The sequence below is a fragment of the Ruegeria sp. CDSC068 genome, assembly GCF_059610545.1.
Genome location: NZ_JBXWNV010000010.1, coordinates 20,424 through 32,724, shown reverse-complemented (window position 1 = coordinate 32,724; position 12,301 = coordinate 20,424). Strand labels below are relative to the sequence as shown.

At 52.1% G+C, this 12,301-nt stretch carries 11 protein-coding genes; 7 read left to right on the top strand and 4 right to left on the bottom strand.

Translation table 11 applies throughout. The features are described 5' to 3' along the window. Nucleotides 1-8 precede the first annotated feature (8 nt). A complete protein-coding gene (locus tag AC2FID_RS18345; protein ID WP_282121579.1) occupies nucleotides 9-1,076 on the bottom strand; it encodes a DUF1214 domain-containing protein in 1,068 nt (355 codons plus the stop codon). Between the two features lie 325 nt (nucleotides 1,077-1,401). Between AC2FID_RS18345 and AC2FID_RS18340 the strand changes: the two genes are divergently transcribed. Further along, on the top strand, nucleotides 1,402-2,328 hold the full coding sequence (locus AC2FID_RS18340; RefSeq protein ID WP_282121580.1) for a DMT family transporter: 927 nt from the start codon (nucleotides 1,402-1,404) through the stop codon (nucleotides 2,326-2,328). An 88-nt stretch (nucleotides 2,329-2,416) separates the two neighbouring features. Here AC2FID_RS18340 and AC2FID_RS18335 read toward each other — a convergent pair whose 3' ends face one another. Next, on the bottom strand, nucleotides 2,417-3,058 hold the full coding sequence (locus tag AC2FID_RS18335) for a GNAT family N-acetyltransferase (protein ID WP_282121581.1): 642 nt from the start codon (nucleotides 3,056-3,058) through the stop codon (nucleotides 2,417-2,419). Between the two features lie 168 nt (nucleotides 3,059-3,226). Further along, the gene (locus AC2FID_RS18330; RefSeq protein ID WP_496838083.1) at nucleotides 3,227-4,105 is read right to left on the bottom strand and encodes a LysR substrate-binding domain-containing protein; all 879 of its coding nucleotides are present in this window, start codon (nucleotides 4,103-4,105) and stop codon (nucleotides 3,227-3,229) included. 103 nt (nucleotides 4,106-4,208) lie between these two features. On the opposite strand from AC2FID_RS18330, the gene AC2FID_RS18325 reads away from it, so the two are divergent. Further along, nucleotides 4,209-4,433, top strand: a complete 225-nt coding sequence (locus AC2FID_RS18325) for a hypothetical protein (protein WP_282121583.1) — start codon at nucleotides 4,209-4,211, stop codon at nucleotides 4,431-4,433. 389 nt (nucleotides 4,434-4,822) lie between these two features. Next, nucleotides 4,823-5,593, top strand: coding sequence for a lysophospholipid acyltransferase family protein (locus tag AC2FID_RS18320; protein WP_282121584.1), 771 nt, complete (start codon nucleotides 4,823-4,825; stop codon nucleotides 5,591-5,593). A 329-nt stretch (nucleotides 5,594-5,922) separates the two neighbouring features. Here AC2FID_RS18320 and AC2FID_RS18315 read toward each other — a convergent pair whose 3' ends face one another. Further along, nucleotides 5,923-6,342, bottom strand: coding sequence for a hypothetical protein (locus tag AC2FID_RS18315; RefSeq protein WP_282121585.1), 420 nt, complete (start codon nucleotides 6,340-6,342; stop codon nucleotides 5,923-5,925). Between the two features lie 432 nt (nucleotides 6,343-6,774). Here AC2FID_RS18315 and AC2FID_RS18310 point away from each other — a divergent pair, with 432 nt between their 5' ends. The 4 genes from AC2FID_RS18310 (at nucleotide 6,775) to AC2FID_RS18295 (ending at nucleotide 12,216) form a co-directional block, all read left to right on the top strand. Then, nucleotides 6,775-7,509 carry a TetR/AcrR family transcriptional regulator gene (locus tag AC2FID_RS18310; protein WP_282121586.1) on the top strand — a complete coding sequence of 245 codons (735 nt, stop codon included), beginning with the start codon at nucleotides 6,775-6,777 and terminating at the stop codon, nucleotides 7,507-7,509. A gap of 121 nt (nucleotides 7,510-7,630) precedes the next feature. Further along, the gene (locus AC2FID_RS18305; protein ID WP_282121587.1) at nucleotides 7,631-8,737 is read left to right on the top strand and encodes an alkene reductase; all 1,107 of its coding nucleotides are present in this window, start codon (nucleotides 7,631-7,633) and stop codon (nucleotides 8,735-8,737) included. Nucleotides 8,738-9,410: 673 nt separating this feature from the next. Continuing rightward, nucleotides 9,411-10,537, top strand: a protein-coding gene (locus AC2FID_RS18300) for an IS3 family transposase (RefSeq protein ID WP_496838080.1) whose coding sequence is annotated in 2 segments (ribosomal slippage) — nucleotides 9,411-9,675 and nucleotides 9,675-10,537 — 1,128 coding nt in all. Because the reading frame shifts where the segments join, the coding sequence is not laid out codon by codon here. Between the two features lie 314 nt (nucleotides 10,538-10,851). Then, complete coding sequence (locus AC2FID_RS18295) at nucleotides 10,852-12,216, top strand: alpha/beta fold hydrolase (RefSeq protein WP_170806685.1); 1,365 nt, start codon at nucleotides 10,852-10,854, stop codon at nucleotides 12,214-12,216. Nucleotides 12,217-12,301: the final 85 nt, after the last annotated feature.

Here is a 12,301-nt window from a genome sequence, read left to right as displayed (position 1 = left end):
TTTTTCACTCAATTCACAGGTTGGGCGGCGGGAAATGTCCAGCTGCCATCCAGAACTTCGGGCCCCGGACGATAGAGCCGAACCGTATAGTTCCACCCATCCATGATGGGCAAGCAGTTGACCGCATCCGTGTCGCAGCCCCCCAGATGTACCGTCATGCTGCCGTCATCGTTGGGCGTTCCGGTGATTGAGTTGACGTTGTAAGCATCGCGTGCGTTTTCCTCAAAGAAACCGGCCGCATTATAGAGGCTGACAGACCAAAATGCCCCAACAGGCACGTCTGCCGGGACGTCGATCTTGTAGGTTCCGACGGGCAGGTTTGGTTCGACACTCAAATAGAACGCTTCGGTTTCCGGCAAACCGCCCCAGCCGACCGCCGTGCCAATGAAGTGGCGTAAGGGATCAACCTCGGACTTGGGCCCAAAGGTGCGTGTTGCATCGGGCGCAAATCGGCCCAACTTTAGGGTTTCTGAAATCAAGTCCTCCAGATCCTTTTGATTGTAATCCGGAGAGATGAAGGGTTTGGATGACGCCGCCTCGATCATCATCGCGTCCTGGATCGCGTTCACGGCGGCCACGTCGTCTGGATCAGACGCGTCCACCAGTACGCGCATGAACACAATGACATAGGGGGTATCGAATGTCTTTGTGTCCAGAGTGTAGGTGCCGCCGCCAAAGTAGACTTCGTTGATATAGTGGTGCTGATTCACAATCATCGCGGTCATATATCGCCCACCCACCTCGGGCAGCGTCAGGGTCGCGCCCTCGCTAATATCGACAACAGCTGTGCTGTAGAGCGTGTCACGGTTCATGCGGATCGTCGGCTGATTTTCCACCGGAGTCGGTGTGCGGAAATGGAAAAATTCATTCACGCCACCGGCCAGTGAGACGTATTTGTCCAGCTCTGCATCCGTCGCTGCACGGGTAAAGTTATCAACCGTAACCGGAATTTCCCGACTGTCGACAAGCGCGTCAAGCGTGGCGCTTGTGGATTCCGCCGCGGCACCACCAGAGACCAAGGCAGCGACGCAAAGGGCTGTAACAGACGGCGCAGATTGGGAAAGTCGTTTAGGCATAGGCTTGTTCCTTTGTGCTTTCGCAGAAAAATATGTGCACAGATCTCTAGAAGTCCAAATAGGACGGTGACGTTGCTGTGACGTCATAGCTGCATTTTATCACCGTGCACATTTCATGGCGTTGTCATGGATCATTATTCTCGCTTGCCACCCCCTCAAAGTCGGGTTTCAGCCCATACTCCTAGTTCGTGCTGATTGCAGCATTTGTTAGACAGGGCTCGATGCGGACATCCAACGAAACGTGGCAATCGACCGCTATGCGGACAAAGCAGTCGTTCGTAGAATCTCTAAAGACGACGATGCAAATGCGTGATAACTCCAGATTATGGCCACGACATCTGCGCGAAATCGAACGCCCATCCCTTACGCATTTGCGGTTATTGGTGTTCTTTTTGCTTCAATCTGTTTCGGGCTGGTTCCCTTTTTCAGCCGCAGCCTGACCGAACAGGGTGTTGCACCCTATGCGGTCGCATTCTACCGCTACATTATTGCGGCTCTTCTTCTGCTTCCTGTTCTCATCGTGCACCGAAAAGAATGGCGAGAGATCACTTGGGGTCTTTCCGCCGGAGCCGTAATGGGGCTTGGTTGGATCGGATATGTAACGGCGCTGGAGAAGCTGCCCGCATCGACAGTGGGTGTGCTTTACATGACCTATCCGGTGTTCACCTTAGTTATTGCCTGGGCTGTGTTTGGCGATGCACCCACGCGACGCGCCATGTTGGCCGCTGGTCTGATTATGGTGGCAGCTGTCATTGCTGGCTCGCCTGCGTCAGTGGCTGCGGAACACCTACCAACGCTGCTGCTATCGCTTGCCGCCCCATTTGGGTTTGGCTTCGGAATTTGCGTCCTGGTACACAGGTTGTCACGGATTGCGCCGTTGGCACGTATCGCGTCAGTTTCTCTGGGGTCTGTACTGGGCCTCGCGCCGCTCATCCTTGGAGCTGAGGTTGGAGAGCTTCTCCCAAGGGAACAATCCGATTGGCTTTTCATTGTTGGTATTGGTCTGGTTACCGCTTTCGTGCCCCAGCTTATCTACACGATATGCTCACCTGTTATTGGGGCTTCCCAAACTGCGGTCGTCGGAAGCATCGAATTACCCACGATGTTTGCCGTGGGATATCTTGCCTTTGGCGAAGCCATCTCTTTTCCTCAAGCTTTGGCATGTGCCTTAGTGCTGGGCGCAATCGCGATCACAAGAAGTAGAAAGACGCGCACCGTATCTACCGTGCTCGCAAAATCACCAAGGCGGTAGTACTGGGCTCGGTGCTGCCGTGCTCTGACGTGGGCAAGCTCTGCACGGGTGTTTATCGAGATGACGACGGAGCGGTGCGGGTAGTTTTTTACGTCGAAAGATCGAGTTCCATTAGCACACAAGCCCCTTCGTCCTTGATGTCCAGAAAAGGTCGCTGCCCGTTGAGTTCGAAGTCTTCGTAGCCAATCGAATGAGTGCTGGTGAAGCCCGCTTTCAAAAACATGCTTTGTGAAAACCGGTTTGTCGCTTCGGCGAAAGCAATCCGGTAGCCGGATCTTTCAGCTTGGCTTAGACAAGAGTCCAGCAAGCTTTGCGCAATTCCTCTTCTTGAGAAATCATCACGCACGGCGATCATGAATATATGAAGAAACCTCTCTTCCTGAATGTCGTGCGTCTTTGAAAAAAAGCCTTCCAGCTCATCAATTAGCTTGATGACTGGCTCAGAGTCCAATTCCACTGCATCAATCCCATCAGGGGGCGGTTGACCGAAGTCATGTGCCAGAACTGCGCCTACTATTTCACCAGAAGCTTCATCGAGAGCAACAGACGACAAACCCTCCTTTGCTGATTTTGATCCAAATAGTTCGGCGATCTTTTCGAGCTTTTCAAGCGAGAACTTAGTTGAAACGGCGGGAGGATCACGCCTGCTAAAAACATCACCAAGCAGTTTAGACATTGCATCATTGTCTGTTTCTGACATTCGTCGAACTACGATCTCTGAACTAGTCATTCGGTATTTCTCCCAAAACAAATGGCGTAAATACTTGGCACAATGTTAGCTTTTGGCGCTTGGCGATTGTGTTTGAACAGGGACAAAGCAGTAACAGTCGACGGGATCGTCTCAATCTTTTGCGAATTGCGATAAATCAATAGCACGGGCTTTCAGCCTTTCGTTTCCTCAATTGCTTGCGCATTCATCGATCAGCCATTGGCAGACGGCGCGAACGGCTTTGCGGCGCCCGGCGCGATTGTTGACTGCCAGGTAATACCCGCCGAATGGGATTTCGATGTCCGCGAGTTCAACCAAAACGCCCGATTGAAGTTCAGGTCCACATAAATTCTTGTCCATCAGCACTGCTCCTAGACCGGCGACTGCCGATTGGATTGCCAATAATGCGCCAAGTGGATGGGGCAATTTGAGGTCAGGGACCTCATTAAGTCCGGCCCGCTTGAACCAATCAGTCCACAGGCTGAACGTAGCTTCTTCAATCAAAGGGCCGCGAGCAAGCGCCTCAATATCCAATTTGCCATCTGAAATCGGCGCAAAACCGGGTGCCGCATAAGCCCGAACTTCAGATTGAAACAGCAGATGGTATCCATCAACCGATCCGGTTCTCAAATATCTCACCCCAATGTCGAAATCATGGGCTTCAATATCCATGACCTTAGTAGTTACGGACAGTTTCAGATCAATTTCGGGGTGACGGGTCTTAAGACTTGTAAGCCGAGGGATTAGCCATTTCTGGGCAACTGTGGTTTCTGTCGTCAGCGTAACGGTGCCTTTGGGGGGAACCGAAAGTACCTCCGTAGCCAGAGCGATCCGGTCAAAGGCCGGAGTAATCTCCGTCAGGTATGTTCGACCTTGATCGGTCAGTGCAACACCGCTGTTCTGGGTGCGGAAGAGATGAACGTTCAGACGCGCCTCCAGCCCTCTTACATGTCGGGAAATGGCGGAATGGGAGACGCCCAACTCTGCGGCGGCCTTGGTGAAACTGCCCAATCGACCCGCCGCTTCAAAGGCGCGCAATGCGTTTAGGGGGGGTAAAAGTCTCGGCACGACCCTTTGTGACTTTTTGGAACAATAGGTGTCAAGTATCAACGTTTGAGGGCGAAGGTCGCAGCGTTGCATGGTCGAGGAATGACAATTTCTGGAGGCGACTATGAAACCCATTGATAAAAACGAGTTTGAGATTCACGAAACTAAGGCAGCTCCAAAGCACTTTGGCCGATTTGATTTGAGGGGATGGCTTCTGGGCTTTCTCAAGCCGTCGATACAAACAGGTTGCGACCCGGTCCACCTGACGCATCGACTGCTTAGAGATGCAGGAATCGACGAGTTGGACATCGAGAGAAAGAAGCTAATGAGTGCGCCTCTGATCCGCTGAACCCTCACGGACTATGAACGCCTGCTCCATGTTCGCAGTACAAAAACTTCGCGGAACTGAATTGTGATTACGTGGAGTGCGACTGGATTGGCGGTATCTTAGCATGGCTTGCAAATGAAGCCCCCTGCGGGGCTCAATCCGGTCATCTGACGGTTTACCGATTTACTAAGCCAAGGCCGGTCAGTTGGTACTCAAGTCACACTGAAGCATCAAAATACATTCCCCTACGTCGTCTTTTCTCATTGATCTGGTACTGACTTCGACAGATAGAGAGGTGTGCGGTGGCTGTCTTCCTTCGCAAGTGGCGCATGTCAAAGCGCTGCCGGAGGACCTCCGGTGGCCTTTATTCGTGGCTTACGCAGCAGCCACAGGCCCTATCAGAGGACGTCATGCCCTTTTCAACTGACGGTCAAGACCGCGCTACTCGCGCCATTGACCCATTGCCAATACGCCTTATCAAGCGCGCCATACTGGTTCTTGTCGGCCTGTTTTATTTCCTCTTCGTGGCCTTTGCCCCTCTTCTTTGCATTCGGCGCAGAGGGTTTCGGGGTTGGTATTGGCGCCTGGTGAAACGGTCATGTTCCCGCCTGCTGTGGCTCCTCAGCATTCGCGTCGAGATGCGTCCTGAGGAAAAGAATGCCCTCGCCGCCGACACCAACAGCATCATCGTGGTTAACCACCGTAGCCATCTCGATGGCTTCAGTCTCATGCATGTGGTGCCCGACACCAAATGGTTCACTTTCGCGGCGAAATCAGAGTTCTGGAACAGCAAACTCCTGCGTACTGGTTTTGATGGAGCGGGTCTCGTCCCTATCAACCGGGACTCCGGTTCAACGGCCATGGATACGCTGATAAAGGCCGTCCGGGAAATGCCTGCCCGCTGTTCCATTGTGCTATTCCCAGAAGGCACCCGGGCCAAAACAGACTCGCTAGGGGACTTTAAAGCGGGTGCTGTCTTAGTCGCCCGAGAAACCGGCCGCACGATCACCCCTATTGTCATCCACGACAGCGATAGTCTACTTCCACGCGGCAAACATTTACCGCGCAGCGGGACGATCCGTGTGGAGGCATTGCCAACATTCGCGTGCGATCCTACCGCTAGTGTGGATGAGGATCTGGCGCGATTGCGCAGGCAGATGATGGCTGTGTTTGAACGGTGAAGTCTGTTTGACAGAAATATGCAGAAACCGAGTTTGTTGAGTTTCGGCTACGCGTAGCGGCAGATAACAGATTTGCGGAACAACTGTACTTGTCGGTGGGGTTTTCTCCAACGGGTATCGATATGCGAAGACCTAGTTAGTACCCGTATTTCAGTATGCTCTTAGCCAGTCTTATCTATGGTTGGACTGCTTGGTATTATCACTGAACCCTCAGAAGAGAATGGACATTTGAGTGCCCTGAACTCGCTATTCATGCCGGAGGCAGAAAAAGCAGGGGAGACACGAATTTGCCAGATGCTGTACGACGTATGAGTGACCAAAAGCTAACACTAAGCCGCCATTAGACCACCAGCTTCGCCTGCGATATCGACTATGCAGTCATCGCCGGTCTGAATGCGATTTGCCGGGCTTGCCCCTCCGAGTTCCAATTTGGGTGAGGTTAACCAGAACGCGGATTGCCACGGGGTCATTTCACGTGGCAGGGCTTTCAACACTTTTTCCATCAAAGGAAGCGGGGTTCCATCCTCAGCAAACTGGAAAGATGGATAGGCGTTGGCCCCATTGTAAGGCAAAGAAAGAACCTTCCCGGTTCGTGTCCAGATGTCGGCTATCCGCGTGATCTGCCAGGAGCCCTTCTGCCATTGTGCGTGCACGCCGGCATCGTCCAGCAACGAATACTCACGCGCAAAATCATCCATCCGGATGTCATTGACCGCGCAACAATGCCCCTCGAATTTATGCAAATACATCTACTTACTCACTGAACTCACTAACAACTCATGAAACGATACTGCCAAAAAATTAATCTAGCCAAAGTTAAGAAGTTCACATTGGGCAAATTAAACTTCAGCTAACATCGTTTTTTATATCTAGCGCGCTGAAATTATTGTTGGTTTGCTTACGATGGCCCGCCGTTTTTATGCTCGTAAAACCAGTTCAGAACTCGTGGCTTTGTTACCCATTGGGGTAGTAATCCTCACAAGCTGAAGGCATTGGCCATGGATCTACCGAACCGATTTTTGGTTTGCGAGTGGTCAACATCCAAGCATTGGACAAAGCCGCCAGTCACTCTGTCCAGTGTTGGAAACTAGTACCGAGGTGGACTCTCTTTTCTACGATCACGATCCTCTTCTTCTGACACTCCCGCAAAAAGACAAAAAAGTCCCGATCCAAAGGTTGGCGTGACACCAATCGCGATGGGGAGGTTTTGCATTTCTACAGACCTAAATTCCTTTCTTTGGTCACAATACGGACTGACCATTCCAAAAATTTCATACCGCCACCTTGAATTTCTGGACCAATCATTCCAAATCATGCGCATGAGCAAAAAAACTCTCCCAAATGGCGACATCAAATCACCCGCTGGCCCGGGTAGACCTCGTGCCTTTGACGAAGCTGAGGCTTTGGAAAAAGCCTTGTGCGTATTCTGGCACAAGGGCTACGAGACCGCGTCCGTGGATGATCTGACCAAGGCCATGGATTTGAGCCGGTCCAGTTTCTATGGAACGTTCGGCAACAAGCAGGCTTTGTTTCACAAAGCTCTCAGGCACTATTCAAGGCGTGGTTTAAAAAATCTGCGTGACGTTGCAGATGCGGGCGGAAATGACCCCGTTGGTGCGATAATGGAAGCTTTGGCGAACCCGCAAGGTGGTCGTGACGGCTGCATGCTGATCAATTGCCTTACGGAGCTTGCTCCTCATGATGATGAAGTGGCGGCTCTCGGGCGACGGCATTTGGAGAGTATTGACGAGATTATTGCAAGAGCGCTTGAGCCTTCGGATCCGGGACAGGTACTCGACAAGGCACGCGCCTTTGCGTCCCTTGCAATCGGCACACTAGCCTTGCGTAAGGCGGGCGTTCCCGATGAGCAGATATCGCAAACCCTGAAACAAGCCCGGTTGGTGATTTCGCCATAAGGCCCCCGCCACCAAAAGGAAATGAAACCTAACACAAACTCAAACAAGAGACAGTGACCATAATATTGGACTGATTGGTCCAATAATATCTGATCAAAGTTTACCAAAGAAGGAAGCAGCAATGGTTGATGAAAAACTGTTCTCCGGCATCAAAGCTGGTGCAATCGAGCTGAAAAACCGCATTGTCATGGCGCCACTGACCCGCAACCGGGCCAGAGCCGAGGATGACAGCGTCCATGAATTGCAGGCCAAGTACTACGCCCAGCGGGCGGGTGCTGGATTGATCATCACGGAAGCATCGCAAATTTCGCCCCAAGGCAAGGGCTATGCCTGGACGCCCGGCATTTATTCCGAAGCGCAGATCAACGGCTGGAAAAAAGTGACTGAGGCCGTCCATGCCAAGGACGGGAAGATCGTAATCCAGCTTTGGCATGTGGGCCGGATTTCGCATTACAGCTTGCAGCAGGATGGTGGCGCCCCTGTTGCACCATCCGCAATTGGAGCTAAGGCCAAGACGTTTGATGGTGAGCAGTTTGTTGAAACATCTGAGCCGCGGGCTCTGGGTATCGAAGAAATTGCTGGCATTGTCGCCGACTACCGGTGGGCCGCGGAAAACGCCCGGAAAGCCGGTTTCGACGGTGTCGAGGTTCATGCAGCCAATGGATATCTTATCGATCAGTTCCTGCGGGACGAGTCCAACAAGCGTGAAGACGCATACGGCGGCCCCGTAGAGAACAGAGCGCGGTTCCTGAAAGAGGTCATGGACGCAGTTGTCGATGTCTGGGGCGCCGACCGTGTTGGTGTCCGCCTCAGCCCGTTTTCAGACGCCAACAACATCTCCGACAGTGACCCGCAGGCGACATTCACCCATGCGGTCAAATTGCTGAATGGTTATGGGCTAGCCTATCTCCATCTCGTGGAGGGACAGACCGGCGGCCCGCGCGATATTCCGGAAGGTGGCGATCTGAAGGCGCTCTATGAATTGTTTGACGGTGCGAAAATGGGCAACAACGCTTATGACCGGGAAATGGCGGTTGAAGCGGTTGAAACCGGAGCCGTCGATCTGGTGGCCTTTGGCCGGCCGTTTATTTCCAACCCTGACCTGGTCAACCGGCTGGAGAAAGGCGCCGCTCTGAATGAGCTCGATCCGACTACCCTCTACGGCGGCAATGAAAAAGGGTACACCGATTACCCCGCGCTGGAAGAGGAAGCGGTTGCCGCAGAGTGATAAATCGCTCTTAACTCCGTGGCGATAGGCAATACCAAAAATAGTGAGCGCGCCGGTTTGGACGCGCTCACTTCGCGGGTACGGCAATATCCTTTCTTGAAGCGCGGTTCTGTCACAAGTCTGCGAATGGACTGCTTTCATCCGATTAGGGTTGAGTTTTTCCAATCAGAATGCACTCTTGATTAAGAGGCACCCGGGTTTTTTGTTGAAGAAGATGTTTGGTGACTACCGTCAATTGAGCGCGTCTCTCGAACCACGCAAAGTTATGGGCAGATCGTGCAAATTTATGCGCAAATGGCGCGCGACATTATGAGCGAAAGTCTCGAATTTTTGCGAGTAAAATCAATGGTGGAGATGCAGCGTTATGAGCACACCTACAGATTTTGTAGGGACGCGCACAAACGTGCACGAACCCCATAAGTCTGCATGATTTGCGCATTAGTTTGCGCGATTTCAACTCAGAAGTGCAGAATGCCGACGTCATTTCTGCTATTGGGTGAGTCTTGAGTTCTAGACTTAAGGCAAGGATAGGGTTGCAGGTGTGTGCTCCCGGTGGGTTTTGCGCATTGATGAGCTCAACAAACCACTAAGTTTATCCTACGGGTCTGTGGTCTCCTTGAGCCTCCCCAACTGAACTGGTCCACCGTTATGTTTAGGAAACGGAGGACCACGAATGGCAAACAAGAGACCAAAGCCCGAAGAGATTGTCTCGAAGTTACGGCAGGTTGAAGTTCTGATGGGGCAAGGCATGTCCCGTCTTGATGCGATCAGGCAGATCGGCGTTGTTGAACAAACCTACTACCGCTGGCGAAAGAAGTACGGCGGAATGGGTGTGGATCAGTTGAAAGAACTGAAGCGACTTCAGAAGGAGAACGAGCGGCTGAGACGTGCGGTTTCTGATCTGACACTGGACAAGTTGATCCTGACGGAAGCCGCTAAGGGAAACTACTGAGCCCCGCTCGTCGTCGTGCCTGCATCAGCCATGTACGCAACCAGCTGAACGTTTCTGAGAGACGCGCCTGCCACGTGCTTGGGCAACACCGGTCCACGCAACGGCGTGTCCCACAAGGTCGCACAGACGAAGCCCGATTGGTGGCCGACATGATCGAGTTGACCCGTCAATACGGGCGATATGGCTATCGCAGGATCGCAGCGCTGCTGAGAGAGGCTGGGTGGTCTGTTAGCGACGGGCGGATTGAACGGCTTTGGCGACGAGAGGGGCTGAAAGTGCCAGTGAAACAACCGAAGAAAGGACGGCTCTGGCTGAATGACGGATCATGTGTCCGGCTGAGGCCGGAGTATCGCAATCATGTATGGAGCTATGACTTTGTTCATTGCCGAACCGACGATGGCAAAGCTTTTCGGACGCTGAACATCCTTGATGAGCACAGCCGGGAGTGCCTGGCGATTAGAGTGAAGCGCAAGCTGAACTCGGTCGACGTGATCGATGCCCTGACGGATCTGTTCATACTTCGGGGTGCACCCCGTTTCATACGTTCAGACAATGGGCCGGAATTTGTTGCCCAAGCTGTGCGAGACTGGATCGCCGCCGTTGGCGCTCAGACGGCTTACATTGAACCTGGGAGCCCGTGGGAGAACGGATACTGTGAAAGTTTCAATGGCAGGTTCAGGGATGAGCTACTCAACGGTGAAGTCTTCTACAGCCTGCGCGAAGCTCAAATTCTGATCGAACAATGGAGAAAACACTACAACACAAAGCGGCCCCACAGTGCACTGGGCTATCGCCCACCAGCACCTGAAACCATCATACCAATGGATTACAGGCCAACGATGCACTAACAATCAATTTGGACCAGTCAGATGAGGCCGCTCACTGCCATCGGTCACAGATGAGAAGAACTACGGACTGATACCATTAGATTGGATATTTCGAAGTGAACCTTCGTTAGCGACGTGAAATGCGTTAGTCATTCACCTTAATTCTAGGTTTCGCCAGCCAATAGGACGTTTTGCTCGGTTGTGTGTTTCAGCGCAAGTTTGGGAACTTGCAGGCTTAGCAAAATGCCCAGGCACAAGTTTTGGTCACAAAAATCTATTCGTCTGTTAATTTTGGTTCAGAGGAATTGGTTTAGCTAAAAGGATCACATCGACTGATGAAGCGGAAAATTGCTGCGATCCTAAGCCTCGATGTCGTCGATTACACCAAGCGCATGTCAGAGGATGCTGAGACCACGCTGAACACTCTACAACGCATTTTGGACGATGTGATCAGACCGTTGGTCCATGAAAACAAAGGACGAATATTCAAGCTGATGGGAGATGGTGCTTTGGTTGAGTTTGTTGCAGCCACAGACGCAATTAATGCTGCCAGCCAGATTTTCAATCAGATGAGAGATGAAGACGTAACACTTCGAGGAGGTCTCCACGTTGGCGACGTAATGCCAAATGGCACAGACTTGTTCGGAGAGGCCGTGAATGTTGCGTCGCGCCTTCAGTCCAGCGCGCATATTGGAAGTTGTCTCGTCAGCAAGACAGCTGCTGAAGTTGCGGGAACTTCGCTGGCGGTTGCTTTGCGACCAGAAAGCTCGATACGGTTGAAGGGAATTCCAAATCCAGTGGAAGCCTACTCTATTGATTTAGATGGTGACAAAAGACGCGCAAAGAACAAGCTGCTGGCTAGCTCTCAAGACGTCCGCTTTGCAAAATCAAAAGACGGTACAACGCTTGCCTGGACATCCACTGGAAGTGGTAGAAAGTTACTGGTCACACCAAACTGGCTTAGGCATCTGGAATACGATTGGACGATGAACACCATCGCCGGGTGGTTGCCGCTGCTTTCTGAAAATCACTGCCTTTATCGGTTTGATGGTAGAAACAATGGCTTGTCCCAGAGGGGCGTGCAGGATGTGTCTTTGAATCGGATCGTCGAAGATGTAGAGGCCGTACTGGACGCAGCCGGGATCGAAAAAGTTCCGCTGTTTGGTATATCTTTTGGGGCAACCATTGCCGCGGCTTTTGCCGCAAATAATCCTGACCGTGTTTCGGGGTTGGTTCTACTCGGTGGATTTGCACAAGGACTCGCGGTGCGTTCACAGCCCGGAATTGCCGCGCTTGGGCAAGCAATGATGGATATGAGCCTTGAAGGCTGGAACGATGAATACCCTTCTGCAAGAGACTTGATGGCGCAATCATTTGCTCCAACCGCAAGTCCGCATGACCAGCGCACTTATGCAGAATTTATGAAAGTGGCAATGGACCATCAGGATTGGCTCAAGATTGGACCACTGGTCGCAGGGGTCGACGTAACCGATCTACTTCTGCGGATCACCTGTCCGGCTCTGGTTATGCACGCTAATCGAGACAGGATGCACAGTGTTGAACAAGGTAGGATTTTCGCCTCCGGCATCCAGAAGGCGCGCTTTATTGGCCTTGAGACAGCAAACAATACGATGCCAGAGTATGATCCTGCCTGGCCTAAAGCCCTAGTGGAAATAGAGCGTTTTTTGAATTCAATTTGAGCAGTGTACGTTGTTCATCGCCAAAACTATATTGTTCGAAGGTAAGAGGATGCCGTGCGCCCTTCGATTTTCGATACTGGAATTT